Below are 26,238 nucleotides of genomic sequence, written 5' to 3'. Positions count from 1 at the left end.
GTCTATTTTTCTCCTTTTGAATAATAGAACGATAAAAACAATAAGTATATATAGGCAGAAGCTCTGAAGGCACTAAATAATATTAACGCATAGTAAATGTTACAATCCCATAGATAAGCGATTATTAACGGTGCGATAGAGGCGAATGTATAGTATAATTGCCATATTAAATTTTGTTTTAGTTTGTTGGTTATGATTAATACCCCAGATAAGGATATTGCAATAAAATCAATGGCGATCATGGGAAGTAATATTTGGGCGTATTTGCCTGCTACTGACCATGGCTTACCTAATACGAATGCAAAAAGATCGGGTAAAAAATAGATAACGGTTAGGGAAGCCATTAAAGTTAATACAAAAAGAATCTTAAATAATTTCACAAATAGTCCCCTGAAATTTCCTTGTTCCAAATATGTTTCATTCGCTTTTTGTCTAAAAGTGTCTCGTATTGATATACTTATTACACTGATCGGTACGCTGAGTATTGTTATTGCCATAGAAAAATAACCGACGTCAGTGTTATTGTAATAAGCTCCGAGTATTAATATTGGAACAGATCCTCCTATAGTATTCAGTAATTGGGCTGGCATTGTATATTTAGGGAATTCGATGAACTTAAGAGCCATTGTTTTTATCCCTTTGTAGGTAACCTTTTTAAAGATATCCCAATCTTTATTTAACACACGGAAAACACAACATAAGGCAGTGATTATTCGCCCAATGATATCTCCGATGATCAAACCTGAATTTTGAAATTTTGTAAATCCGAATAGTAGTTTACCTAACGTTACGGATACGGAATTGGTAATTTTATTTATAGATAAATTGAAATAATATTTTTTTCTGACACACCATTCATTATAACAGTTAAAAATATTGATAAAGAAAGCAGCAAACGGACAAATTAATATCCAATATTCCGAATTATTACCACATAATCTCCCAACTTCGTCCCGGAAGAAAAACAATGGCAATAAAATAAATAATAAGAATAGAGCACTGATTACCAGTGATAAACAAGTGATGTTGGCGGCATCTCTATCATCTTTTGCTACCAGAATAGCAAATTCGTATTTTCCTGTAGAGATAACAGTTAGAATCGATATGAGCGAAGTTAATGATGCCAAGATGCCGAACTGCTCAGGACTATAAATTCGCGCAAGAACAGGATAAATTAATAGTGGCAAAAATTGAGCAATGGTTGTACCTATGGTTAAGGTCAATGCATTTCTCGCAAAAGAACTGTTTTTATAAAAACCTAAAAAATCAAATGCCATTAATTAATAAATTGCGAAGTACTATCCTGATGAGCGATTGTATCTCAATGATTACTTATTTTGGGATATAACTAATTTGTAATTGTATTTTAATTCTCAGCAAGCGGATATTTAGTACTTTAAATTATAAAATATTGTTAGTTGTTTTTTATTATATTTGACTATGTCAAATTATTGTTTGTTAGTGGTTTATATAACCTTATTAAATGTTTTTTTATGTTGTGAAAAATCTTTTAATAAACGACCGATTAATGATATTTTCAGTTGATGTTTGATATGTAATTATATATATAATTAAGTTAATTTATATACATAATAAATCCTGACAGAACTTTACGTTCTATGATGAATGGTTTATATAAAAAATAAATGTCGGCAACAGAAAAAATGAATTCAACAATAAAATGATAGTGAAGAGCATGATCGATAAAAAAGCTTGCTAAATGCGAGATAAAAGAGTCGTTTATTTTGTATGTAGTATTATTTTTTTACTTTTGCACTCGTTATAATGCGGTCGAAAATGTATCATTTATGATACAAAACTGAAAAGTCTGATTAGATCCCACATGGGATTGACCGGGCGGAGCTGTAAAATAATTTATAGGTCTTAGAAATTCCAATATAATATATATTAATCTTTTTTCTGATTTATTTATATGTAAAAATGACTATCATTAATCGGTCGTTTATTGAAAGATAAAAACACGCCACATATTTAACATAAATACATTTAACACAAACACAATATGATATTGACAATTAAAGATGTAGCTATACTTCAAAATAAACAAAATGTAACTTAATATTATTGACTAAACAATTTATACAAATGAAAGTTCATTTTATGGACTCAGACTATAACGAACTGTCTATATAATTATTATCATCAAATATAGCATTTAATGTATACGGAAGAGATATTAACCCGTGTTTAGTTATAATGACCAATCAAAAGAAATTATATATTATCGAGCCAAGACTCGAAGTTGGTATACCGACATCCGCTTTTTATAAATATTCATAATATTGTATCGCAATACAGCAATATTTATTAGTCATCAAAAAATTATTTAGCACGAGAAGGATATATGCAAAATATTGGAATAAAAAGATTTTGCAGTAAGAAAAAATTCTAACCATAAAGCTTTAGGTATCATGAGGGCAATTATTAAAAATAATATTTCAATAGCCTGTAAAAAACAGAAAATATAATCAAATGTCAAATTTATTATCTGATTATTCTTCAGGAAAAACAACGGACTGATTTTTATGGACACAAAAGCAATTAATGATTTTTGAAAAACAACAAAAACAATCACTGAGCACACCCAATTCAATAAAAACACTCGTCTAAATAATGTTCAAAAAGAAATGACAAAAATCTAAATATCTGAATTTGATCAACTTACAAATAGTATTTAGAGACCGCAATTTTTCAATAAATGGTGATCGTGAATTTTACATGATTTTTTATTTTCCAAATAAAAATATTACGGTGTACAGATTACTGATTATTAGGAGTTAATAAATATAAATGTCTTGTGATATATAAGAATTGGCTGGTATATAAGTATTAATGAAATCATAATGTAAATAATTATTGGTATGAATTTCAGTGAATCAATGGGATATAATTATAGTGCAGTTAAAATTGCTGTAATTGGTTTGGGTTATGTCGGACTTCCATTAGCGCGTTTGTTTTCGACAAAATATCAAACTGTCGGTTTTGATCTGAATGTTGAACGTGTGAATACCTTAATGTCAGGTCATGATTCGACTCTGGAGGTTTCTGACGAATTATTGCAAGCTGCTTTAAAAAATGGTTTTGTTTGTTCTTCTGTTTTAGACGATATTCGTGATTGTAATGTATATATCGTTGCTGTTCCCACACCTGTTGATGATAATAACAGACCCTTGTTAACCCCTTTGATAAAAGCAAGTGAAACTGTCGGGAACGTAATTTCTTCCGGTGATATTGTTATTTATGAATCAACTGTTTATCCGGGTGTTACAGAAGAAGAGTGTTTGCCGGTTGTCGAAAAAGTGTCCGGATTAAGGTTTAATGTTGATTTTTTTGCCGGTTATTCTCCGGAGCGGATCAATCCCGGAGATAAAGAACATACTGTTGAAAAAATCAGAAAAGTGACTTCCGGTTCTACGCCTGAGGTTGCTGAAATAGTTGATAATTTGTATAATTCCGTTTTAGTGAACGGAACTCATAAAGCATCTTCTATCCGGGTGGCTGAAGCCTCTAAAATTATTGAAAACTCCCAGCGTGATGTCAATATTGCCTTTATGAATGAATTGGCTAAAATATTTAATGCTATGGGAATCGATACCAATGAGGTGATTGCTGCTGCTTCTTCTAAATGGAATTTTATAAAGTTAAAACCGGGATTAGTCGGTGGACATTGTATCAGTGTCGATCCCTATTATTTAATACAGAAAGCTCAGGTATACGGCGTATTGCCCCGGATCATGTCCGCTGCTAGGCGTTTAAATGACGGTATGGGGAATTATATCGCCAATCAAGTGATAAAATTGATGAACAAAAAAGGGATTTTGGTAAAAGATGCCAATATCTTAATTCTGGGTATTACGTTTAAAGAAAATTGTCCTGATATTAGAAATACAAAGGTTGTAGATATTTACACTACATTGCATGGATATTCCTCCAATATTACCGTTTATGATTCGTGGGCAAATCAAGAAAAGGTTGAACACGAATATAATATCAGAATTCTTGCTTCCGGATTGGAAGATTTGCAACATTCATTTGACGCTGTTATTCTAGCTGTCGCTCACGATGAGTTTAAAAAATTACCGATTCAAAAATTTTTGAAAGATAATGGTGTGATTTATGATGTAAAAGGTGTGCTCGAAAAGACGATCGTAGACGGAAGGTTATAGGATGAAAGGAGTAATTTGTTGATATAAAGATTTGTTGTTTTTTTTGATTTTGAAATTTAATCGAATAACATTGGTAAATGGGCAAATCTACAGTGATAGAAAGTAAAAATTCTTTTATAATAAGAATAGAGAGGTGTGGATAGAAAGAACTTCAACGAGAGTTTTTGTAAATACAGGTGTTCAATATATCAGAAGTATATTATCTGCAGGTATATTGTTGTATACTTCTCGTTTGATATTGGCAGAACTGGGAGTAGATGATTTCGGTTTATACAGTCTTATTGCGGGGGTTATTGCTCTGTTGTCTTTTATAAAAGATTCTTTGGCATCGACAATTCAGCGTTTTTTATCTTTTTATCAAGGGAAAAATGATTTGAATAAGCAATGTGATATTCTGAGCAACAGTTTGGTGATTACATCGTTAACAAGCATAGGTCTGGTTTTGCTCTTGTTTTTATGCCGGAAATTTGTATTGACAGAATTTCTGAATATTGATAAAAGCCGGGTGGAGGCTGCTTATTGGGTGTATAATAGTATGTTGCTTATGCTCTTTTTTACGATGCAAAGTACTTCTTATTTTGCCGTTTTGATTGCGCATGAAAATATCGTATACACTTCCATTATACAGATGATAGATGTCATTTTGAAATTATTTATCTCAATATCACTTGCCTATGTCGGTTTTGATAAACTGATTTACTACGCCTGTTTAATTGCTTTGGTGCCATTGTTTGATTTTGTTTGTTATTATGTTTATTGTAAAAAAAATTATGTCGAGTGTCAACAGGCTTCTATTTTTAAATTTAAGCCTTATTTGTTTAAAGAATTGTTTGTATTTACGGGATGGACAGTTTATAGTATTGGCTGTATCGTCGGGCGTACACAAGGGATTGCTATATTATTGAATCGTTTTTTCGGAACAGCGTTAAATGCTTCATACGGGATCGCTCAACAGGTAATAGGACAAATCTCTTTTTTATCGACTTCTTTAATAAATGCCATGCAGCCACAAATCGTTAAGGCGGAAGGGGCTAAAGACCGGAATAAAATGTTTCAATTATCAGAAATGGCAAGTAAGTTTTCTTTTTTGCTATTTGCCTGGATAACGATTCCCAGTCTTTTTTATATGGACCGGATTTTACAGGTATGGTTGGGAGAAATACCTGATTATGCCGTTTCTTTTTGCCGGTATAGCTTGTTTGGAGCCTGGATGGATCAATTTACGATGGGGTTGGGTGTGGCAAACAGAGCAATAGGAAAAATAAAAATATATTCAATTGTTACAAGTACCATAAAAATTTTGGCTTTACCATTTGCTTATCTCTGTTTAAAAATGGGAATGTCTGCCGTTTCCGTTATGGTGTGTTATGTATTTTTTGAAATAGTATGTACGCTTTCCAGGGTTTTGTTACTTAAAATAGAAAGCGGATTGTCTGTTACCAGTTTTATTAATAATGTATTTGTTTATGAATTAATACCAGTTGCCGTACTTTTAGCTATGACCTATATTTGTTCACTGTTCATTCCAGAGCATTTCTTTTTGGTGACTTATTTTATTGTCGGTCTATTTTTTATCTTTTCAGTCTATTATTGCGGATTGACCCGTACAGAGAAAGAGTTGACCGTATCATTTATGCATAGATTGAAAGCGAGATTGTTGCAGATATTTTAGGATTAAAAGTATATCAATTATTATACGGTTTTATAAAAAAAATGAAAGAGAATAGTTTGAGCAGAAAAATAATCAGTCCATTTTTGCCTTTGTATAGAAAATTCAGGGATGGGTATTATGCGAAAATCGGGAAAAAAGATCCCGAAGAATTAGCTGCCATATTATTTAAGAAATGTCACGGATATCGTATGGATTTAGAAAATCCTTCTGATATAGATGAAAAAATAAACTGGTTGAAATTTAATACAAATACGGACAAGTGGTCGGAACTGACGGATAAATATCTGGCACGGCAGTATGTAGAAAATAAAGGGTTGGGACATACGCTGAACACAATCTACGGTGTATATGAAAAAAGCGAAGATATAAATTTTGAAACTTTACCGGAGTCTTTTGTCATAAAACTGACAAATGGTGGAGGTGGAAAATATGTAAAACTTGTTCAAAACAAGGGAAATTTGAATATCACATATTTAAGAAAAGAGTTAAATGAATGGTTAAAATATCCGTTTGGGTTAATAAGTGCAGAGCCTCATTATTTAAAAATTAAACCCCGGATTCTGATTGAAAAATACTTGAATTCTGATTTGAAAGATGAAAATTCTCTTGTCGATTATAAATTCAATTGTTATAATGGTAAGGCTTATTCTGTTTTCCTTTGTTCGGACAGAATAAAAGAAAAAGTAAATTACTCTATTTATGATCTGAACTGGAATTTACAACCGGAAAAAATAACAGCTCATTACAGAACGCATAAGATATATCCCCAACCTGTTTCGTTTGATAAAATGTTGGCATATAGTGAAATTCTTGCAAAAGAATTTCCGTTAATCAGAGTTGATTGGTATGAAATAAACGGTGAACCGGTTTTCAGTGAAATGACTTTTACACCCGGAGCTGGTTTCCAAACCTATTATACGCCTGAATATCGACAGGAGTTGGGGGCACAGCTTGTATTACCTGGCAAAAATGTATTGTAATGGGAGTAAATTATTCATTTATAATTCCACATAAGAATACCCCGGATTTATTACAACGTTGTCTGGCTTCTATTCCTTGTCGGGAAGATATTCAGGTTATTATTATTGATGATAACAGTGATCCGGAGAAAGTTGATTTTGAGCATTTTCCGGGGAACGATATCGATAATGTTCAGGTTATTTTTTCAAAGGAGGGTAAAGGTGCCGGGGCTGCGCGAAATAAAGGTTTACAAAAGGCAGAGGGGAAATGGTTGTTTTTTGCAGATGCGGACGATTTTTTCAATTCTTGCTTTATAGAAACTATTGATCGATATGTGGATTCCGAGGCAGATATTATATATTTTTCTGTGAATAGTGTTTATTCCGATTCATTTAAACCTGGTTTCAGGGGAGTCGAGATCGACCAGATGATTAAGAATGCTATAACAACAAAGGATTTCGATCAGCTTCGTTACAAAAATTTAGGACCGGTCAGCAAGATGGTACGAAGTGAATTGGTTAGACAAAATCATTTGAAGTTTGATGAAACATTAGCCAATAATGATGCGATGTTTAGTGTGAAATCCGGATATTATGCCGAAAAAGTAGAGGTAGATGCTACAAAGATTTATTGCATAACCTGTGACAGAAATTCTGTCAGTCACAAATATTCAGAGGCAATTGCAAAAGATCGCTTATTGGTATTTCGAAATATCAATTATTTCTTACATGATATACATAAAAGTAGTTACAGAATAAATTTGATTCCTTATTTGTTGTGTATACGATATTGGGAAAGGCGTTCATTTTTCAGGCGGATGCGTCTGTTAACATTGGGGTATTATATGTCTTATTTTTGGATTGATCTGATTAATCTGAATGTTCAGATGCTAAAACTATTTTTTAATCGTTCTAAACGTGCACAATTTATCAATAGAAAAAATCTAATAAAAGGAAAATCCTGATATGTTTTCTTTTCCCTACACAACAACAGTTGACAGGATTCTTCTGTTTCTGTTGATATTTTATGTTTTTTTTGTTGGAATACTGGGAAGTATAGGAACTTATCTATTCCTTTCAATTGCGTGTTTATTTTTGTTTAATGGTTATAAAACGGATTGTCGTCTTACATGGCAATTTTTTCCTTTTCGATATTGTTGCTATATTATATTGTTTTTGATAATACATTTCTTTTTGTCTCCTTATAAGAGTCCGTCATTTTTGTTAGGAACATTAACTACTTTTTTGATCGGAATTGCTTTGATTCAAAAAGTAGAATATGAGATTATAGAAAGATGGATTATCATTTTTGGATGTATTCAATTCTTTTTTGGCTTGTGGTATTTGCTGTCTTTTTCTTCTTTATTAGCTATATTCCAGTATTTTTTACCAGAAAATGTTTTAACTGCTATGCGGGAATTTCATGCGGATGGGAGAAATACAGGCATTAATGCCCAGACCTTTCCTTTGGCTTTTTATTTGATTCAGTTATTGGGAGTTTTATTTATAAAATACAGATGCAGAATAAACTTACAGTTTGTATTTTTAAGCCTATTGATTCTATTCGTTTTATTTACTACCAGTAGAAGAGGAGCATTGGCATTTTCGTTTATAGGCATTTTTTCCTGTTGGGTGATTGTAAAAAAGTACTCTTTAATAAAAATGATCATGCTTGGAGGAATTGCCTTATTGGGTATTTTTGTTTTGATAGAAGGTTTGAAAATAGTTGGATTGGATTTTGAAGTATTTGACAGATTTGATATTTCTACCGTTAACCTGATGGATTATAATTCGGTCAACGAGTTGTCATCTTCAAGATTGTCTTTGATTGTTCATGCTTATAATTTTTTCAGTGAAAGTCCGGTTTGGGGAAAGGGATTTAAATTCTTTTTTGATGCTAAAGGGCAAGACGTACATAACACCTATCTTCAGCTATTGTGTGAATCCGGGATTGTAGGAGCCGTTATCTTACTGTCTTTCTTCCTGTATAATTTAATCAAAACATTGTCAATAATCAAACAATATCATGTTATCCCTAAGGATATTATATATTCGTTTTACGGGCAATTCTTTTTTTTAGGTATGTGTTTTATAGAAAACCCATTTTCAGACAGATACTTTTTTTTATCTTATATGATAGCCGTATCTCTAATGTATAAAAGGCTTTTGGAAAAGAAACTGCGGCCTTTAGTAAAATAAAACTGATTATATGAATTTTTTCTGAAATTCATGAAAAGTTCTCATGAGAGAAAATAAAAAATTCTAATCTGAACGAATCGTGCTTATCGACTAGCAAGCGAGATGTTAAAAATGCATATTGTTAATGCTTTGGAAATACTATAAATGATGTACAAGAACGGGTTAAAGCGTTGTTTGGATTTTCTGGTGTCTTTGTCTGGAATTTTGGTTTTGTTGCCTGTATTGCTGGTTGCAACAGGGGTACTGATGTATACCAATAAGAGGGCCGGAGCTTTTTTCTTTCAGGCACGTCCCGGGAAAAACGGAAAGATATTTAACGTTATCAAGTTTAAAACGATGACCGACGAACGCGATAAAAACGGAGAGTTATTACCGGATGAAATTCGCCTGACCCGGATCGGGAAGTTTATCCGTTCGACCTCTTTGGATGAGTTACCTCAGTTAATAAATGTATTGAAAGGTGATATGGCACTGATCGGTCCGCGTCCTCTTTTACCGCAATATTTACCGTTGTATTCACCGGAACAGGCTCGCCGGCATGATGTCCGGCCCGGAATTACAGGTTGGGCACAGGTGAACGGACGAAATGATATAAGTTGGTGTAAAAAATTTGAATTGGATCTTTGGTATGTCAACCATCTTTCGTTCCGACTGGATCTGAAGATCGCTTTTCTGACAGTTTGGAAAGTGATAAAGCGTGACGGTGTCGCAAAGGAAGGTATGTCAACCACAGTTCCGTTTAACGGACATAATTAAGTTTAAGATATGATAAAGATTAACCTTATTGAGTATTTTGAAAATACGGTAAAAAAATATGCCGATAAAGTTGCCCTATGGGATAAGGAGCGCCATGTGACTTTTGCCGGTCTTGAAAATTACAGTAAAGCTTTAGCCTGGAAAATAGTCCGGGATAAGGGAACAATGAAAAAGCCGGTAGCTGTTTATCTGAATAAGAGCATCGAGAGTGTCTATGCAGATATGGCGATTATTTACAGCGGTAATTTTTATATGAATCTGGATGTAAAGACTCCGGCAGAAAGAATAAAAAACATACTGGAGCTTATACAACCTGCAGCGATTATTACAAATAACCAATTTGAGAAAAATATAAAAGATGTAATACCAACCGAAATCGACGTAATTAATCTGGATTCGGTGATATGGGATGATATAAAATGTGATGATAAAACTTTGTTGCAACGTTTGGAGACGTTGATTGATACCGATCCGCTTTGTATTATCAATACTTCCGGTTCGACAGGGACGCCCAAGGGGGTTGTATTGAATCACCGTAGTTTTTTCGACTTTACTGAATGGGCGCAGGAAGAATTCGGTTTTACGGATCATGAGGTTATCGGCTCTTTATCTCCTTTGGTTTTCGATATCTATAGTTACGAACTGTGTCTTTTGATGTCCCGGGGAAGTACAATGGTATTGATCCCGGATAATCTTTCGGCTTTTCCGATAACCATTCTGAAACTTTTGGAAGAGAAGAAAGTTTCTTTTATTTTCTGGGTACCGACTATTATGGTCAATATCGCTAATATGGATTTATTGAGTCAGATGCAGTTGCCTGATTTGAAATTATGCTGGTTTGCCGGAGAGGTGTTTCCGACGAAGCAATTCAATTACTGGCATCGTAAATTGCCTCATGTCCTGTTCGCCAATTTATACGGACCTATTGAAATCACGCTGGATTGTACCTATTTTAAAGTGGAACGTGAGTTAAAGGATGAAGAACCTATTCCGATCGGATTTCCTTGCCGGAATACAGATATTTTGATTTTGGACGAAAATAATCAACAGGTAGCGAAAAAACATCAGGAGGGTGAATTATGTGTCAGGGGAACTTCGCTGGCCATGGGATATTATAATAATCCGGAAAAGACGACTGCCGCCTTTGTTCAGAATCCTTTGAATAAAGCTTATCCGGAAATTATCTATCGTACCGGTGATATCGTATTTATCAATGAACTTGGTGAGATCGTGTTTAAAGGAAGAAAAGATTCGCTGGTAAAACATTTGGGATACCGCATCGAATTGGGAGAAATCGAGCATGTGATTATCAATAAATTGAAGTTGGTAAAGAACGGATGTATCGTTTATAGTTTTGCACGGAAAGAGATTACGCTGTTTTATGAAGCGGAAAAGGAATTGACGGTTGCGGAATTCCGGCTGGCTATCGGTAAAGAACTGCCGAAATATATGATACCTACGGTTTATCATTGTCTGGAGCAGTTGAAACGGAATACAAACGGCAAAATAGATCGATTATATTATAATAAACAAGTTAACGATTGAATAAAGAAATTATGGAACAACGTGTTTTTGAGATTGTAAATCTAGTTTTGGAAAATCGTTCTAAATCGAAAGTAAACAATTTGTCTCCCAATGATAGATTAAGAGAGACATTGGGTTTTGATTCGTTGGATTTAGCAGAATTGACTGTACGAATAGAGGATGAATTTGGGGTGGATATTTTTGAGGACGGGTTAATTAATACGGTCGGAGAAATTTATTCAAAATTAAGGTAGATGTCTGTTTTTCTTAAGGATCTCGATAAGGTTTACAGGTATGAAGATTTACTTTATCGTATAAATCATTCTTCTGTTTATAAGCCTTGTTTCCAAACAAATGATTTGTATGACTTCTTTACGAATTTCTTGTTGGGGCTTGTTTCTGATTCTCCTTTGATGTTGCTGGACGCAGATTTGAATCTTTCAGAATTATCCGGCTTGAATGTCTGGGAAATCAATGTTGAGAAGTCTGTTGTAAAAAAGCAATATGCAACATTGGAGGATTTGGTGAAGGCCGTTCAGACCTCTCTTTCGGAGATAACTATTTTTACCTCGGGAACCACAGGACAACCCAAACAGGTCCGGCATACCGTTCAGACTTTAGCTCGTTCTGTCAGAATAGGAGTAGGTTACCGGGGACAAGTATGGGGATTCGCTTATAATCCTACACATATGGCTGGATTACAGGTGTTTTTTCAGGCTTTTGAAAATTTGAACACACTGGTGAATATATTTAATCGCAGCCGTTCGGAAGTAAATACCGTACTGAAATCTGCAGGAATTACGCATCTTTCCGCAACGCCGACTTTTTACCGTTTGTTGTTGCCCGTAGAAGAGGTTTTTGAGAAAGTGCAGCGGGTTACTTTGGGGGGAGAGAAGTCGGATCAGAAGTTGTATGACTTTATTCGGCAATTGTTTCCCTGTGCCAAGATAAATAATGTATATGCTTCTACAGAGGCAGGTTCTTTATTTGCTGCCAGAGGCGAAAACTTTCAGATTCCGGAAAGTCTTTCCGGAAAATTCAGGGTCGAGGACAGCGAATTACTGATACATAAATCTTTATTGGGGGAGTCGGAAAGTTTTCAATATTCCGGAGATTATTACCGGACGGGGGATTTGATCGAATGGGTGGATGAAAGTAAAGGAATTTTCCAGTTTAAAAGCCGTAAAAATGAATTGATCAATACCGGGGGGTATAAGGTAAATCCGGAAGAAGTAGAAGATGTCCTGCTGCAGATAGAGGGCGTACAGCAAGCCGTTGTTTATGGAAAGCCGAATTCTGTACTGGGGAATGTATTGTGTGCAGAATTGAAAGTATTACCCGGTATGGAATTGACAGAACTTCAGATCCGTCAATATCTTCAGGGAAAGTTACAGGATTTCAAAATTCCCCGCCGCATTAAGTTCGTAGAACAATTTTTATTAACACGTACAGGTAAGATTAAAAGATGAATATATTGGTTACAGGCTGCTCCCGCGGAGTCGGGTTAGAGATATGCCGGGTTTTACTGGAGCAGGGGCATACCGTTTATGGTGTGGCCCGCAATTATACCGATGACTTGAAAGAATTGGCGATACGGTATAAAGACAGACTGTTTTTTAAAAGTGTTGATCTATCGGGTCCTGCAGAAATTCACCAGGAAGTATTTAAGGAATTCGTGACCAATCGGATAGCTTTGGACGGTGTCGTAAATAATGCAGCGATGGCTTATGATGATATTGTTACAAATCTTAAACTGGAGAAATTGGAAGCGATGTATGCCGTTAATGTATTTGCTCCGATGATGATAACGAAATATGCGATTCGCAATATGTTATTGCATCGTAAAAAAGGTTGTATTGTTCATATATCTTCGATAAGTGCACATACGGGATATAAAGGATTGGCAATGTACGCTTCCAGTAAGGGAGCATTGGAAGCTTTCTCAAAGGATACGGCCCGGGAGTGGGGAGAATTGGGAATCCGTTCCAATGTCGTTGTTCCCGGTTTTATGGAAACCGAGATGAGTGCAAGTTTAACCCGGGAACAAAAAGACAGAATATACAAACGGACTTCGATGAAACAGGCGACTTCTGTTCGTTCCGTTGCAGAGACAACCGTTTTTCTGTTATCAGAAAAAGCTTGCAGTATAACGGGACAAAATATTCATATAGACAATGGAACGATATAGCATGTTAAATATACGGCCATACGAGCAAGAAGCGGTCCGTTTGGCAATTGTCCGGGCTTTCTCTTTAAAACCCCGTTACTCGAACTATTACGGTCGTCAATTAGAGGAGGGAGATGATTATATTGAGACGGACTCTTCGCTGGTACTCAGAAAGAAAGAGGGAGATTTTTACAGAATATATATCATGTCGGTATCATGCGCTGATGTTGTTGATATTCTTAAAAAATTGCCGGGAGTCAATATTTTGAATATACCGGCCAAAAATGATATTCCCGAGTGGAGAATTTTGATGCAGTCTGCCGGATTTGATATGATTTCGATGTATGAGAGATATTATTATAAAAAGGTCAAAGAGCGGAAAAACGCACAGGCGATAAACTATGCGACACAAGAGCAAACAGAGGTAATATATGCTTTGTTTCAGAATCATTTTTCTTCATATACGGATTATTTACCGGCGAAAGACGAATTAGCCGGACTGGTGGAGCAAGGGAATGTTATTGTAAATTATTCGGAGGGTCGGGTATGCGGTGCCTTTGTATATGAACTGGAAGGACGTAAATGTTATCTGAGGGCCTGGTATGACAGAGGGGAGAACGGCTTGAAATTATTGTTTGATGTGTATTGTATTATGCATTTGAAAAATATTAGCTATGCCTATTTCTGGGTAAACAGTACGAATACGAATGTAAAAAAAATTCATGAGTTATTAGGTGCAGTTCCCGATGGTTTGAAGGATTATACATTTATAAAAAAATAATTATGAGAGAGAAAATTGTAAGCATATTGGCGGAACTTCGTCCGGAGTTCGACTTTAATGAACCATTGAATTTTATCGAAGAGGGTATGTTGGATTCTTTTGATGTCATTAATCTGGTGACTGCTTTGGACAGTGAATTCGGTATCTCTATCGACGGTACGGATGTTTTGCCCGATAATTTTTCGTCGGTGGAAAATATAGAGGCTTTGTTAAGAAAAAACGGAGTAAAGGCATGAAACTGAAATTTCATCGTAAAAAAATAACGGGGATATTGACCGTGTTGCCTTCCAGGGAGGTTTCATTCGAAGAAGAGATGGAGAATTACAATTTTTCTGCCGCCAAATCGATGAAACTGAAGATGGCAATGGGGTATAACAGGCACCGGATTGTGGAAGAAGGGGTATGCGTGTCGGATATGTGTGTACATGGTTTGAACTTCCTTTTTGAAAACCGGATGCTTCGCAAGGAGGATATCGATGTTCTGTTATTGGTTACCCAATCGCCTGATCATTTTATGCCGGCGACGAGCAATATCATACAGGGAAAACTGGGTTTGGGAACAGATGTTTTTTGTATGGATATCAATCAGGGATGTTGTGGTTTTATCGTTGGTTTGATGGAAGCATTTATGCTGTTGGAGCAGGAGAGTATTCATAAGGTTGTGTTGCTTAATGCGGATGTTTTGAGTCGCAAAGTATCGAAACGAGACCGCAATAGCAATCCCTTGACGGGAGATGCTGCAACGATCACTATTGTCGAAAAAAGTGATGTGGATACTGTCATTTATGGTTTCCTGAAAATGGACGGTACCGCTTCCGATGCCCTTATGATTCCGGCAGGAGGATTCCGTTTGCCTGCTTCAGAAGAAACCGGGAGGATGACTGAAGATGCGGCCGGAAATTTTCGTTCACTCGACAATCTGGTGATGAAAGGGGATGAAGTATTCAATTTCGTTCAGCGTGAAGTACCTCCGATGATAGAGGAATTATTGCAGGAAGCAGAATGTCCAAAAGAAAAGGTTGATTGGTATATGTTTCATCAGCCCAATCGTTTTATGTTACATAAACTGGCCGATAAGTTAGGAGTGCCTCATGAAAAAATGCCTTCCAATATTGTAGAGAATTTCGGTAATGCCAGCGGAGCGACGATACCGACCAATATCAGCTTTAATATCGGCAACCGTTTAAAACAGGAACAATATACGTTCTGTCTGGCCGGATTCGGAGTCGGACTGACATGGGGGGCGCTGCTTCTGAATATGGGAAATCTGGATTTTAATGAGATTATTTATTACTAAAAAAATACACTATGGAAAAGATGAAAGAAGAATTGGCAGAATTACTGGAAGTAGACGAAATAAAAGAAAATGAAGTCTTGGCAGACTTTGAATGCTGGGATTCTTTAACGGTTCTTTCTATTATAGCCTGGGCTTCCGAAAATTACGGGAAAACACTTTTGGCAAAGGATGTAAATGAAGCCAAAACGGTCGGTGGACTTTTAGCTTTGTTAAAGTAATGGAATTCAATCCGTTGAATCTGGCCGACCGACGTTATCTGATAACCGGTGCCGCTTCCGGCATAGGTAAGGCAACATGTATTCTTTTATCCCGCCTGGGTGCGGAACTTTTGCTTGTCGATTTGAATGCTGAAGGTTTACAGGCTACACAACAGTTGTGTCCTAACCGGACCTCTTTTTTGGCTATCGACCTGACGGATACGGAAGAGATGAAACAAAAAATAAGTGAAGCTGTCGTTGATTTCGGAACCTTAAACGGATTTGCACATATCGCCGGCCGACCTTATATTACTCCCCTGAAAGGGGTAAGTGAAAAGGTATGTACGGAAGTATATAAATTGAACGCTTACGCAGCTATCGAACTGGCTAAACTCTTTACCAACCGGAAAATTTATGCAGGAGAAAACGGCTCTGTGGTGTTGATCTCTTCCGTTTATGGTGTGGTTGGTTCGGCTGCCAACGTGGGCTATGCTATGACCAAGTCTGCTATAATCGGGATTACCAAAGCTTTGGCGATGGAATTTGCAGCTAAGAAAATCCGGTTTAATTGTATCGCCCCCGGTTTTATCCGTACCCCGATGATGGATGCAAATATAAACTCTTTCGATCAGAATTATCTTGAAACCTTAAATCGCCTGCATCCTCTCGGTTTGGGAGAAGCGGATGATATAGCCAATGCAGTGGCTTATTTGTTGTCGGATATGGCCAAATGGGTTACGGGTTCGGTGATGAATGTAGACGGCGGTTTTACAGCTCAATAAGTATGGAAAATAAAGCATGTATTTTAATTACCGGTGCTTCTTCCGGGATGGGCCGGGAGATGGCTGTGCGGTTTTCTGCGTTTTACCGGGTGATCTTGAACGGTCGTGACGCCAAGCGTTTGGAAGAAACCCGGCAGTTGTGTACAAATCCAGCAGGGCAATTGATCTGGCAGTATGATTTGGCAAAGGTAGAAGAATTGGAAAACTCTTTTGCCGCCTTTATGTCAGCACATCAGATTCGGGTCAGTTATTTTGTGCATTGTGCCGGTTTTATGAAAATTTATCCATTGAAAATGGTTACTGCCGGGCTTTTTCAGGATACTTTCAATGTGAATGTGATTTCCGGTGCTCTATTGGTCAAATCCCTGATGAACCGGAAAATCAATGATACAGCATTGAAAAGTGTGGTTTTGGTTTCCAGCAATATCAGCAATTTCGGTGCTAAAGCATTTTCAGTTTACGGTGCCTCAAAAGGGGCTGTCGATGCATTGATGCGTTCGCTTGCCGTGGAACTGGCACCACGGGTTCGGGTAAACTCCGTATTGCCCGGAGGGGTTCGTACGGCAATGACGGAACATATGTATCAGGATCAGGAATTGATCGGCCGGATGGCTGCTACCTATCCTTTAGGCTTGGGAACAGCCGGTGATATTTATGAAGCGGTGAACTTTCTGTTATCCGATAAGGCCGGATGGGTTACGGGGCAACAGCTTACAGTGGATGGCGGACGAACGATCAATATTACCGGTTGATGGCACTGAAAGTTGTTCAGATAATTAATAAACCGGTTACTTCAAATTGTTTTCTACTTTATGACCGGAAAGTCAATAACGACTGTTTGGTTGTGGATCCGGGAAGCGAATATCCGGACGAACTTGAGCAGCAACTAAAGAACTTGAATCTGTATCCGAAATATATTCTGTTGACACACGAGCACTTTGACCATATTTGGGGATGTAATTACCTGATTGAAAAATATCGTTCGAAAATCATCTGTTCTGCTCTGTGTTCTGAGGCGATACAGGATGCTAAAAGAAATCATTCTCTGTTTTATAATCAAAAAGCTTTTCAGGTTCCTACGGCAGATATTTGTATCGAAGATATAGGGTTTAACTGGAATTGGAATGGGTGGAATATCACCTTTTTTGTTGCGGAAGGTCATACGAATGCCGGGATTTGTTTTGAAATAGGAAATAGCTTATTTACCGGTGATACCCTTTTAAAAGACCTCCGGACAGTTACTAAATTATTTTGCGGTTCTAAAGAAAAGCTGGTCGTTACCATAAACCGGATAAAAGGATTGCAGGGAAAGGGAATCTACGTTTATCCCGGTCACGGAGACAGCTTCGAGTTGGATAATTATGATTTGAATAAAGCTCTTTAGATTAAATATGGAAGATGTTAAAAAAATAGTAATATTCGGGACAGGAGCCGTTGCGGCCGAAATTACGTCACAGCTGGAAGATAGTGATTGGGGAGAAAAGGCAGGGATTTGCATCAAAGGATATGTTGCGTCTGATGAGGCCGGATTGACCCATTGGAAGGAATATAAGTACCGAAGTCCTTATTTGGGCAATTTTTTTGACTATGAGGTAGAGGAGGAAGATTATTTTGTTTTGGCTTTGGGAAATTACAGGGTGAAGAGGAAGATTGTCGGTGAGATAAAAGCAAAAGGCGGAAAATTTGCGACCTTGATTCATCCGACGGCAATTATCGCTAAAACGGCAATAATCGGAGAAGGGAATATTCTTGATCCTTTCACCATGATAGGGCCTAATGTGAGGTTGGGAGATTTTAATCTATTGACTTCACAGTCGATTATCAGTCATGATTGTATCGTCGGGGATTATAATTTTTTTGCGACCTCTTTGTTGTGCGGATATAATCACATCGGTAACGATAATTATTTTGGAATCAGAGCGACTACATTGCCCGAAATCTCTGTCGGTAACCGGAATGTGGTGCAGGCAGGTATGATTGTAGATAAAGATGTGACTGATGATGCGACGGTTTTTTATCGTTATAAAGAGCGGGTTATAGCAATACCCAAAGAGCTATAGATATCGTTCAGGTATATTTTTTCGTTTGTTAGGGATTTAATCGTTTATTATATGAAATCAAGAATTTGGCTCTCTTTGGCCCATATGGGGGGAAGGGAGCAGGAGTTTATACGGGAAGCGTTCGATACGAATTGGGTGGTTCCGCTGGGACCGAATGTGGATGCTTTTGAAAAAGCGTTGGCAGCGTATTTACAGGAAGATAAGCATGTGGTGGCGTTGAGTGCGGGGACGGCTGCCTTGCATTTGGGATTGATCTTGTTGGGAGCTGGAGTCGGAGATGAGGTGATTTGCCAGAGTTTTACCTTTTCCGCTTCTGCCAATCCGATTATGTATCAGGGGGCTAAACCTGTATTTGTGGATAGCGAGGCTTCGACCTGGAATATGGATCCGGTGTTGTTGGAAGAAGCAATAAAAGACCGGTTGCGCAAAACCGGCAAATTACCCAAAGCGATTATACCGGTACATTTATACGGAATGCCGGCCCGGTTGGACCGGATTTGTGAGATTGCTGGGCGATACGGAATACCGGTGTTAGAAGATGCTGCAGAAGCTTTGGGATCGGAGTTTAAGGGACGGAAATGCGGTACTTTCGGTGAATTGGCTGCCTTGTCGTTCAATGGAAATAAAATGATAACAACTTCCGGCGGGGGAGCTTTGGTTTGTCGTTCGGAAGAGGAAGCCGGGCAAGTGAAATTTTATGCGACTCAGGCACGGGATGCAGCTCCGCATTACCAGCATTCACATATCGGTTATAATTACCGGATGAGTAATATTTGTGCGGGAATCGGCCGGGGCCAGATGTTTGTATTGGAAGAACATGTGGCTCGCAGAAGGGCAATCCATGCTTTATATACTTCTCTGCTGAAAGATATTCCCGGAATCAGTGTATTGCAGAATCCTTCCTCGGATTTCGATTCGAATTTCTGGCTGACTTGCATTACCGTCGACCCGCTTGTGGCGGGATGTACCCGGGAAAATATCCGTCTGGCGCTGGATGCGGATAATATCGAGAGCCGACCCTTGTGGAAACCGATGCATTTGCAACCCGTATTTGCCGAAGCTCCGTTTTATGGGAACGGCACTTCCGAGCATCTGTTCGATATAGGTCTTTGCCTGCCTTCCGGACCGACACTAACGGATGAAGACATTGAGCGAGTCGTGTCTTTGATAGATGGATGTATTTGTCATAAAATAATCAGATAATATAAAAAATGCATTGATCGGGGCAGCAAGGTATATTACGCCCCGTTGTTCGTGTGATAAAAGATATTGGCGGGAGAAGGGTTCAGGATAGAAGAGGCCCGGAATTGTATCAATATCGTGCATGATATCCGGCACGCGACCCCTGTCGGGTTAAAAGGGGATTATCACCCGTTGGCCAAATTGCCTTTGGCGAAGCATCCTTTCGGATGGGAGAGGTAATTGGAGTGTAATAATAAAAAGTTTAGGGCATGTGTTTTTATCACATGCCTTTTTTATATAATATTGTAGCTTATTAGCGTGTAATGGATTTAAGATTGAAATGGACTTACATATTTTATCCCAAAGAATAAAAGGTGAAGTGGAGTCTGATTTGCTCCATCGGGTAATTTATGCGACGGATGCGTCGGCCTACCGGGAGATGCCGTTAGGGGTCGTATACCCGAAAGATGCTTCGGATGTAAAGGAGATCGTGAAATTTGCGCGGGAAAATGAAGTCGGGTTGATCCCGAGGGCGGCCGGTACTTCGTTGGCCGGTCAGGTCGTGGGGGATGGTTTGGTCGTGGATATTTCCCGTCATATGAATCGGATCCTGGAGTTGAATGTGCAGGAAAAGTGGGTGAGGGTAGAGCCCGGAGTCGTGTTGGAGGCTTTGCATTCGTACACGAAGCCGTACGGTCTGTTTTTCGGACCGGAAACTTCGACATCCAACCGGTGTTGCATGGGAGGGATGGTCGGAAATAATTCTTGCGGGTTGCATTCGTTGGTTTACGGCAGTGTCAGGGATCATCTGTTGGAAGCTAAAGTGGTGTTGGGAGACGGAACGAAGGTCGTGTTGAAAGGTTTGACGGTCGACGAGGTGGAAGGAAAATTGGAGTCGGATACGTTGGAAGGAGAGATATACCGGAAGGTGGTGGGGATGTTGCGGGAGCACAAAACGGAAATTCTCGAACATTATCCGGATCCGGCATTGCGTCGGAGGAACTCGGGATATGCTATGGACCAGTTATTGTATTCGGGTTATTTCGATAAACGGTATGATGAACCTTTTAATCTTTGTAAGTTGATAGCCGGCTCCGAGGGGACCTTGGCTTTTATCACGGAATTGAAATTGCATTTGGTGGCTTTGCCTCCGAATGAAAAGGCGGTGATTTGCATTCATTGCTCTGCGCTGGAAGAGGCATTCGAGGGTAATTTAGTGGCTTTGAAGCATAAGCCGATGGCCGTAGAATTGATGGACCGGACGATTTTGGAATTGAGCAAAGGAAATATAGCGCAGAATAAAAATCGTTTTTTTATTCAGGGGGATCCGGCGGCCATTTTAATCGTAGAGTTGGCTTGTTCTTCCCGTGAAGAGGTCGATCGGTTGGCGGATACGATAGAGGAAGATTTTAAAAAGCACGGATACGGTTATCATTATCCTCGATTGTACGGGACGGATATCAAACGGGTTTGGGATTTGCGGAAAGCCGGATTGGGGTTGTTGTCGGGAATGCCGGGAAGTGCGAAACCGGTTTCGGTGATTGAAGATACGGCTGTGGCTCCGGAACGTTTGCCGGCTTATATGAAGGATTTCGGGGCAATGTTGGAACGTATGGGATTGAGTTGCGTCTACCATGCCCATATCGCGACCGGAGAATTGCATTTGCGTCCTGTTTTGGATTTGAAAAAAGAGAGGGACCGGAGGTTGTTTCGGCAGGTGGCGGAGGAGACGGCATTACTGGTGAAAAAACATAAGGGTGCATTGAGCGGGGAGCACGGGGACGGTCGGTTGCGGGGTGAGTTTATTCCGGTATTGTTCGGTCAAGAGGTATACGAGATGATGCGGGAGGTAAAACGTTGTTGGGATCCGGCAGGAATATTCAACCGGGGAAAGATTGTAGATACTCCTCCGATGGATAAGAATTTAAGGGTCAAAGAGGATCATGCCGGGGAGGATGATTTGAAAACCTATTTCGATTTTTCCCGGCAAAAGGGATGGGTATGCGCTATCGAACAATGCAATGGTTCCGGGGATTGCCGGAAGGAAACCGAGTTCGGGGGAACGATGTGTCCGAGTTTTCGGGCGACGGGGGATGAAAAGGATACGACGCGTGCCCGGGCGAACGTACTTCGGGAACTGTTGGCTCGTCCGAGAACCGAACGGATATTCGACCAGCCGGAAGTGTTGGAAATATTGGATAATTGTGTCTCCTGTAAGGCTTGTAAATCGGAATGTCCCTCAAACGTGGATATGGCCCGTTATAAGGCTGAATTCTTGCAACACCATTACGATATTTGCGGTGTGCCTCTGAAAGCTTTACTTGTAGCGAACCTGAGTCGGATACAACGTTGGGGTATGTACTTGCCTTCCCTTTATAATGTATTTATCTCCAATCCGTTGACAGGCGGCTTATTGAAAAAACTTTTACGGTTCGCACCTGAAAGGAGTATACCGAAATTGTATAAAACGACGTTACGGCATTGGGCTACCCGCCATCGGTCTTGTAATAAGGATACGACCCGGGGAAAAATATACCTGTTTGCCGATGAATTTACCGATTACATGGATGTGCGGGTCGGTATACGGATGATCGAGTTATTGAGCGGATTAGGATATGAGGTGGTGATTCCCGAGCACGTGGAAAGCGGAAGAACGGCACTGTCCAAGGGGCTGTTGAAAGAGGCAAAGAAAATAGCCCGTAAAAATGTCGTTTTATTAAAGGATATCGTGACGGACGAGAACCCGTTGGTGGGAATTGAACCTTCCTGTATTCTCTCCTTTCGAGACGAATATCCCGATTTGGTCGGAGACGATCTGAAAGCCGAAGCTTCTTCTTTGGGGAAAAATTGCCTTTTGTATGATGAATTTATAGTGCGGGAGATACGGAAAGGTAATATCCGGTCGGGGCAATTTACTCGTAAGCCGTTGAAAATTTTATTGCACGGGCATTGCCACCAAAAATCCTTAGCATCGGTCGAGCCTTCTAAGATCATGTTGTCTTTACCTGAGAATTATGAGGTGGAGGTGATCCCTTCCGGATGTTGCGGTATGGCCGGGGCATTCGGTTACGAGAAAAAGCATTACGAGTTGTCCATGAAGATAGGGGAGCAGGTTCTGTTTCCGGCAATAAGGAATGCGGATGACGGCGTTTGTATTTCAGCACCCGGAACCAGTTGTCGTCAACAGATTAAGGATGGAACGGGACGAACGGCCCTGCATCCGATCGAGGTCTTGTTTCAGGCCTGGCAGGAGACGGAGGGATAAAGGTTTTTATTTTTAATTTAGCGAATTAGATGAAACATATGGATTTGATCGATACAAATTTATTGAATGAGGTTTCTCGGCAAGCGGAGGAGAATCCGAGGTTACGAATGAATTATAATTTTCATAAAACGTTGGATGCAAGGGCTCAGCGTTTATTGAATGCTTTGGAACCGGGGACTATCTTGCCGATACACCGTCATATTGCGACGGCAGAAACTTATATATTGTTACGAGGAAAAATAAAGGTATTGTTCTACGATGAAACAGGAGAATTGACAGAGAGTGTCCAGTTGAATCCTTTAGCGGGAATTCATGGCATTCACATTCCCGCCGGACAATGGCATACGTTAGAAGTATTGGAGCGGGGTAGTGTCATTTTCGAGGTGAAGGACGGTCCTTACACGCCTTTGGGGAAGGAAAATATAATGGAGATATAGATTTTTAGGAGAAAGAAACGATATTCCTTTTCTGCTTTTTAAATTAGTAATTTATGAGTTAATAAAGGATTTCTGTTTTAAAAGTTAAGATTTGAAGTTAAAAAGTTGTATGTTTGTGCGATTCATAAAGTAAATAGTCGTATCGAATGAAAGGTATTGTATTAGCAGGAGGCTCGGGCACGCGTTTATATCCGATCACGAAAGGGGTATCCAAACAATTGTTGCCCATCTACGATAAACCGATGGTATATTATCCGATATCCGTATTGATGTTGGCAGGAATCCGGGATATTTTAATTATTTCGACGCCTCAAGATCTGCCGGGATTCAAGCGTTTGTTGGGAGACGGGTCGGATTATGGCGTTTGTTTTTCCTATGCCGAGCAACCCTCTCCGGATGGATTGGCTCAGGCATTTATTATAGGTGAAGAGTTTGTGGGGGAGGATTCTGTTTGTTTGGTGTTGGGAGATAATATTTTTTATGGGCAATCTTTTACGAAGAGTTTATCGGAGGCCGTGAAAATGGCGGAGGTGGAAGGGAAAGCGACTGTATTCGGTTATTGGGTGAGCGATCCGGAGCGTTATGGCGTTGCCGAATTTGATTCCAAAGGGAATGTTCTGAGCATAGAGGAGAAGCCGAAAGTACCTAAATCCAATTATGCGGTCGTGGGGCTGTATTTCTATCCGAATAAGGTTGTTGAGGTTGCAAAAGGAATAAAACCTTCGGCCCGGGGAGAACTGGAAATCACCACGGTAAATCAGGAGTTCCTGAAAGAAGAGGAGTTAAAGGTCCAACTATTGGGACGGGGATTTGCCTGGTTGGATACGGGAACTCACGACTCTTTGGCCGAGGCTTCTACTTTTGTGGAGGTAATAGAGAAAAGGCAAGGTTTAAAAATTGCTTGTCTGGAGGAGATCGCTTACCGGAAGGGATGGATAACAAGTGAACGATTGGAAAAGTTGGCACAACCGATGATTAAAAATCAATACGGGCAATACCTTTTGAAGTTGTTGAAATAGTTAGAATGAGTAACTGAAGCGGAGCGTATGTCGGAAGATACGGGTAAATTCATCGTATACTTGTTCTTCCATAAATTTTTAGCTTAAATATTTTAATTTGAAATAAGATGAAAAATATATTGATTACCGGTGGAGCCGGGTTTATCGGTTCGCATCTGGTCAGATGGATGGTAAATAAATATCCTGAATATCGGATCGTGAATTTGGACAAGTTGACGTATGCCGGAAATTTAGCTAACCTGAAGGATATCGAACATTGTCCTAATTATGTATTTGTGAAGGAGGATATTTGTAATTTCGACAGGATTCAGGAGATCTTTCGTCAATATGGAATCGATGGTGTGATTCATTTGGCGGCGGAGAGTCACGTGGATCGTTCCATTAAAGATCCCTTTTCGTTCGCTCAAACCAACGTGATGGGAACATTGAGTTTGTTGCAGGCCGCTAAATTGGCTTGGGATGGAGAGTTCGAGGGTAAATTATTTTATCATGTCTCAACCGATGAGGTGTACGGAGCGTTGAAAAACGACGGAAGTTTTTTCGTGGAGACGACGAAATACGATCCCCATTCCCCTTACTCTGCTTCTAAAGCTTCTTCCGACCATTTCGTGAGAGCTTTTCATGATACTTACGGTTTGCCGATAAAAATTTCCAATTGTTCAAACAATTACGGGCCTTATCAATTTCCTGAGAAGTTAATTCCGTTGTTTATCAATAATATACGTCATGATAAGCCGCTTCCGGTATACGGCAAGGGAGAAAACGTGCGGGATTGGTTATACGTGGTGGATCACGCGAGGGCGATCGATTTGATATTTCATGAAGGAAGGGTAGGAGATACGTACAATATCGGCGGTTTCAATGAATGGAAAAATATCGATTTGATAAAAGTGATGATCCGGGTAACGGATCGTTTGTTGGGGCGGCCGGAGGGTACTTCCGATAAGTTGATCACTTATGTGACCGACCGGGCGGGACACGATTTGCGGTATGCCATCGATTCGACGAAACTGCATAAGGAATTGGGTTGGGAGCCTTCTTTACAGTTCGAAGAAGGGATAGAGAAGACGGTAAGATGGTATTTAGAAAATCAGGAGTGGTTGGATAACGTGACGAGCGGCGGTTATCAAACCTATTATGAAAAGATGTACGGTTCTGCTATTTAGAGTATTGTAGTATAATAATCTATCGGATGAAAGTAGTTAAGACAGATATAGAGGGAGTCGTGATCATAGAACCTCGGGTTTTTGGAGATGAGCGGGGATATTTTTTCGAGAGTTTTTCTCAGCGGGAATTTGAACGTCAAGTAGGAAAGGTAGTATTTGTACAGGATAATGAATCTCGTTCTGTACACGGAGTATTGAGGGGGTTACATTACCAATTGCCTCCCTACACGCAATCGAAATTGGTTCGTGCGGTGAGCGGTATGATTTTGGATGTAGTCGTTGATATACGGACCGGATCTCCCACGTATGGAAAACATTTGGCGATAGAGTTAAGCGGAGAGAATAAGCGGCAATTATTTATCCCGAAAGGGTTTGCACATGGTTTTGTCGTTTTAAGCAAGGAGGTCGTTTTTCAGTATAAATGCGATAACTTTTATGCTCCGGAGTATGAGGCGGGTATTTGTTATGATGATCCCGATTTGCGGATTGATTGGAGATTGCCTGCGGATGTTATGATTTTATCTGAAAAGGATAAGAATCGTCCTTATTTTAAGGACGTAAAAGGAATATGATTCCTTAAAGTTATAG

The 26,238-nt window shown here is 39.1% G+C and carries 25 protein-coding genes and 1 pseudogene; 25 read left to right on the top strand and 1 reads right to left on the bottom strand.

Annotation, left to right across the window (positions count from 1 at the left end):
- Positions 1–2 precede the first annotated feature (2 nt).
- Positions 3–1,277, bottom strand: coding sequence for a lipopolysaccharide biosynthesis protein (locus DMB45_RS09405; RefSeq protein ID WP_110688712.1), 1,275 nt, complete (start codon positions 1,275–1,277; stop codon positions 3–5).
- A gap of 1,605 nt (positions 1,278–2,882) precedes the next feature.
- Between DMB45_RS09405 and DMB45_RS09395 the strand changes: the two genes are divergently transcribed.
- The 25 genes and pseudogenes from DMB45_RS09395 (at position 2,883) to rfbC (ending at position 26,222) form a co-directional block, all read left to right on the top strand.
- Positions 2,883–4,187, top strand: a complete 1,305-nt coding sequence (locus tag DMB45_RS09395; protein ID WP_237143293.1) for a nucleotide sugar dehydrogenase — start codon at positions 2,883–2,885, stop codon at positions 4,185–4,187.
- Between the two features lie 133 nt (positions 4,188–4,320).
- Entirely contained in the window at positions 4,321–5,859 is a 1,539-nt protein-coding gene (locus DMB45_RS09390) for an MATE family efflux transporter (RefSeq protein ID WP_110688709.1), read from the top strand.
- Between the two features lie 188 nt (positions 5,860–6,047).
- Positions 6,048–6,839, top strand: coding sequence for an ATP-grasp fold amidoligase family protein (locus DMB45_RS09385; RefSeq protein WP_181416506.1), 792 nt, complete (start codon positions 6,048–6,050; stop codon positions 6,837–6,839).
- Positions 6,839–7,783 (top strand): glycosyltransferase family A protein, encoded by a 945-nt coding sequence (locus DMB45_RS09380; protein ID WP_110688707.1) that lies wholly within the window; start codon positions 6,839–6,841, stop codon positions 7,781–7,783. Before DMB45_RS09385 ends, DMB45_RS09380 begins: the two co-directional genes overlap by 1 nt.
- Positions 7,784–8,012: 229 nt before the next feature.
- Complete coding sequence (locus tag DMB45_RS09375) at positions 8,013–9,017, top strand: O-antigen ligase family protein (protein ID WP_181416505.1); 1,005 nt, start codon at positions 8,013–8,015, stop codon at positions 9,015–9,017.
- A 147-nt stretch (positions 9,018–9,164) separates the two neighbouring features.
- Positions 9,165–9,773, top strand: coding sequence for a sugar transferase (locus tag DMB45_RS09370; RefSeq protein WP_110688705.1), 609 nt, complete (start codon positions 9,165–9,167; stop codon positions 9,771–9,773).
- A gap of 9 nt (positions 9,774–9,782) precedes the next feature.
- A complete protein-coding gene (locus tag DMB45_RS09365) occupies positions 9,783–11,318 on the top strand; it encodes an AMP-binding protein (protein WP_237143292.1) in 1,536 nt (511 codons plus the stop codon).
- An 11-nt stretch (positions 11,319–11,329) separates the two neighbouring features.
- Positions 11,330–11,551 (top strand): acyl carrier protein, encoded by a 222-nt coding sequence (locus DMB45_RS09360; protein WP_110688758.1) that lies wholly within the window; start codon positions 11,330–11,332, stop codon positions 11,549–11,551.
- Positions 11,552–12,766: a class I adenylate-forming enzyme family protein gene (locus tag DMB45_RS09355; protein WP_110688704.1), complete on the top strand. Its 1,215-nt coding sequence runs from the start codon at positions 11,552–11,554 to the stop codon at positions 12,764–12,766.
- A complete protein-coding gene (locus tag DMB45_RS09350; RefSeq protein WP_110688703.1) occupies positions 12,763–13,485 on the top strand; it encodes an SDR family NAD(P)-dependent oxidoreductase in 723 nt (240 codons plus the stop codon). Before DMB45_RS09355 ends, DMB45_RS09350 begins: the two co-directional genes overlap by 4 nt.
- On the top strand, positions 13,472–14,245 hold the full coding sequence (locus tag DMB45_RS09345; protein ID WP_146216436.1) for a hypothetical protein: 774 nt from the start codon (positions 13,472–13,474) through the stop codon (positions 14,243–14,245). The genes DMB45_RS09350 and DMB45_RS09345 overlap by 14 nt, the downstream gene beginning before the upstream one ends.
- Positions 14,246–14,247: 2 nt before the next feature.
- The gene (locus tag DMB45_RS09340) at positions 14,248–14,481 is read left to right on the top strand and encodes an acyl carrier protein (RefSeq protein ID WP_110688701.1); all 234 of its coding nucleotides are present in this window, start codon (positions 14,248–14,250) and stop codon (positions 14,479–14,481) included.
- On the top strand, positions 14,478–15,542 hold the full coding sequence (locus tag DMB45_RS09335; protein ID WP_110688700.1) for a 3-oxoacyl-ACP synthase III family protein: 1,065 nt from the start codon (positions 14,478–14,480) through the stop codon (positions 15,540–15,542). The genes DMB45_RS09340 and DMB45_RS09335 overlap by 4 nt, the downstream gene beginning before the upstream one ends.
- Before the next feature lie 11 nt (positions 15,543–15,553).
- On the top strand, positions 15,554–15,760 hold the full coding sequence (locus DMB45_RS09330) for a phosphopantetheine-binding protein (RefSeq protein ID WP_110688699.1): 207 nt from the start codon (positions 15,554–15,556) through the stop codon (positions 15,758–15,760).
- Positions 15,760–16,521, top strand: coding sequence for an SDR family NAD(P)-dependent oxidoreductase (locus DMB45_RS09325; RefSeq protein ID WP_110688698.1), 762 nt, complete (start codon positions 15,760–15,762; stop codon positions 16,519–16,521). The genes DMB45_RS09330 and DMB45_RS09325 overlap by 1 nt, the downstream gene beginning before the upstream one ends.
- Positions 16,522–16,523: 2 nt before the next feature.
- The gene (locus DMB45_RS09320; protein ID WP_110688697.1) at positions 16,524–17,273 is read left to right on the top strand and encodes an SDR family NAD(P)-dependent oxidoreductase; all 750 of its coding nucleotides are present in this window, start codon (positions 16,524–16,526) and stop codon (positions 17,271–17,273) included.
- The gene (locus tag DMB45_RS09315) at positions 17,273–17,905 is read left to right on the top strand and encodes an MBL fold metallo-hydrolase (RefSeq protein ID WP_181416504.1); all 633 of its coding nucleotides are present in this window, start codon (positions 17,273–17,275) and stop codon (positions 17,903–17,905) included. Before DMB45_RS09320 ends, DMB45_RS09315 begins: the two co-directional genes overlap by 1 nt.
- A gap of 7 nt (positions 17,906–17,912) precedes the next feature.
- Positions 17,913–18,581 (top strand): LbetaH domain-containing protein, encoded by a 669-nt coding sequence (locus DMB45_RS09310; protein WP_110688695.1) that lies wholly within the window; start codon positions 17,913–17,915, stop codon positions 18,579–18,581.
- Between the two features lie 51 nt (positions 18,582–18,632).
- The gene (locus tag DMB45_RS09305; protein ID WP_110688694.1) at positions 18,633–19,784 is read left to right on the top strand and encodes a DegT/DnrJ/EryC1/StrS family aminotransferase; all 1,152 of its coding nucleotides are present in this window, start codon (positions 18,633–18,635) and stop codon (positions 19,782–19,784) included.
- A 63-nt stretch (positions 19,785–19,847) separates the two neighbouring features.
- Positions 19,848–20,003, top strand: a pseudogene (locus DMB45_RS09300) (oxidoreductase); the annotation flags it as partial.
- 100 nt (positions 20,004–20,103) lie between these two features.
- Positions 20,104–23,028 carry an FAD-binding and (Fe-S)-binding domain-containing protein gene (locus DMB45_RS09295; RefSeq protein ID WP_110688693.1) on the top strand — a complete coding sequence of 975 codons (2,925 nt, stop codon included), beginning with the start codon at positions 20,104–20,106 and terminating at the stop codon, positions 23,026–23,028.
- A gap of 38 nt (positions 23,029–23,066) precedes the next feature.
- Entirely contained in the window at positions 23,067–23,465 is a 399-nt protein-coding gene (locus DMB45_RS09290) for a WbuC family cupin fold metalloprotein (RefSeq protein ID WP_059025518.1), read from the top strand.
- Positions 23,466–23,611: 146 nt separating this feature from the next.
- Positions 23,612–24,484 carry a glucose-1-phosphate thymidylyltransferase RfbA gene (gene rfbA / locus DMB45_RS09285; RefSeq protein ID WP_041502325.1) on the top strand — a complete coding sequence of 291 codons (873 nt, stop codon included), beginning with the start codon at positions 23,612–23,614 and terminating at the stop codon, positions 24,482–24,484.
- 107 nt (positions 24,485–24,591) lie between these two features.
- Positions 24,592–25,650 carry a dTDP-glucose 4,6-dehydratase gene (rfbB, locus tag DMB45_RS09280; RefSeq protein ID WP_059025443.1) on the top strand — a complete coding sequence of 353 codons (1,059 nt, stop codon included), beginning with the start codon at positions 24,592–24,594 and terminating at the stop codon, positions 25,648–25,650.
- A 26-nt stretch (positions 25,651–25,676) separates the two neighbouring features.
- Positions 25,677–26,222 carry a dTDP-4-dehydrorhamnose 3,5-epimerase gene (gene rfbC, locus DMB45_RS09275; protein WP_059025444.1) on the top strand — a complete coding sequence of 182 codons (546 nt, stop codon included), beginning with the start codon at positions 25,677–25,679 and terminating at the stop codon, positions 26,220–26,222.
- Positions 26,223–26,238: the final 16 nt, after the last annotated feature.

Origin of the sequence: Sanguibacteroides justesenii (assembly GCF_003204205.1) — a bacterium.
In the GTDB taxonomy this organism is placed as follows: domain Bacteria; phylum Bacteroidota; class Bacteroidia; order Bacteroidales; family Marinifilaceae; genus Gabonibacter; species Gabonibacter massiliensis.
The sequence above is the reverse complement of the archived record's forward strand: the minus strand, read 5'-3'. Positions and strand labels throughout refer to the sequence as shown.

Bases quoted from the DNA above. Each gene is read 5' to 3' on its own strand.
- rfbC (WP_059025444.1), top strand. From the start codon at position 25,677: ATGAAAGTAGTTAAGACAGATATAGAGGGAGTCGTGATCATAGAACCT.
- DMB45_RS09345 (WP_146216436.1), top strand. From the start codon at position 13,472: ATGGAACGATATAGCATGTTAAATATACGGCCATACGAGCAAGAAGCG.
- DMB45_RS09335 (WP_110688700.1), top strand. From the start codon at position 14,478: ATGAAACTGAAATTTCATCGTAAAAAAATAACGGGGATATTGACCGTG.
- DMB45_RS09405 (WP_110688712.1), bottom strand. From the start codon at position 1,277: ATGGCATTTGATTTTTTAGGTTTTTATAAAAACAGTTCTTTTGCGAGA.
- DMB45_RS09330 (WP_110688699.1), top strand. From the start codon at position 15,554: ATGGAAAAGATGAAAGAAGAATTGGCAGAATTACTGGAAGTAGACGAA.
- DMB45_RS09340 (WP_110688701.1), top strand. From the start codon at position 14,248: ATGAGAGAGAAAATTGTAAGCATATTGGCGGAACTTCGTCCGGAGTTC.
- DMB45_RS09385 (WP_181416506.1), top strand. From the start codon at position 6,048: ATGGATTTAGAAAATCCTTCTGATATAGATGAAAAAATAAACTGGTTG.
- DMB45_RS09305 (WP_110688694.1), top strand. From the start codon at position 18,633: ATGAAATCAAGAATTTGGCTCTCTTTGGCCCATATGGGGGGAAGGGAG.
- DMB45_RS09355 (WP_110688704.1), top strand. From the start codon at position 11,552: ATGTCTGTTTTTCTTAAGGATCTCGATAAGGTTTACAGGTATGAAGAT.
- DMB45_RS09365 (WP_237143292.1), top strand. From the start codon at position 9,783: ATGATAAAGATTAACCTTATTGAGTATTTTGAAAATACGGTAAAAAAA.
- DMB45_RS09370 (WP_110688705.1), top strand. From the start codon at position 9,165: ATGTACAAGAACGGGTTAAAGCGTTGTTTGGATTTTCTGGTGTCTTTG.
- DMB45_RS09310 (WP_110688695.1), top strand. From the start codon at position 17,913: ATGGAAGATGTTAAAAAAATAGTAATATTCGGGACAGGAGCCGTTGCG.
- rfbB (WP_059025443.1), top strand. From the start codon at position 24,592: ATGAAAAATATATTGATTACCGGTGGAGCCGGGTTTATCGGTTCGCAT.
- DMB45_RS09290 (WP_059025518.1), top strand. From the start codon at position 23,067: ATGGATTTGATCGATACAAATTTATTGAATGAGGTTTCTCGGCAAGCG.
- rfbA (WP_041502325.1), top strand. From the start codon at position 23,612: ATGAAAGGTATTGTATTAGCAGGAGGCTCGGGCACGCGTTTATATCCG.
- DMB45_RS09325 (WP_110688698.1), top strand. From the start codon at position 15,760: ATGGAATTCAATCCGTTGAATCTGGCCGACCGACGTTATCTGATAACC.
- DMB45_RS09295 (WP_110688693.1), top strand. From the start codon at position 20,104: ATGGACTTACATATTTTATCCCAAAGAATAAAAGGTGAAGTGGAGTCT.
- DMB45_RS09380 (WP_110688707.1), top strand. From the start codon at position 6,839: ATGGGAGTAAATTATTCATTTATAATTCCACATAAGAATACCCCGGAT.
- DMB45_RS09315 (WP_181416504.1), top strand. From the start codon at position 17,273: ATGGCACTGAAAGTTGTTCAGATAATTAATAAACCGGTTACTTCAAAT.
- DMB45_RS09395 (WP_237143293.1), top strand. From the start codon at position 2,883: ATGAATTTCAGTGAATCAATGGGATATAATTATAGTGCAGTTAAAATT.
- DMB45_RS09360 (WP_110688758.1), top strand. From the start codon at position 11,330: ATGGAACAACGTGTTTTTGAGATTGTAAATCTAGTTTTGGAAAATCGT.
- DMB45_RS09320 (WP_110688697.1), top strand. From the start codon at position 16,524: ATGGAAAATAAAGCATGTATTTTAATTACCGGTGCTTCTTCCGGGATG.
- DMB45_RS09350 (WP_110688703.1), top strand. From the start codon at position 12,763: ATGAATATATTGGTTACAGGCTGCTCCCGCGGAGTCGGGTTAGAGATA.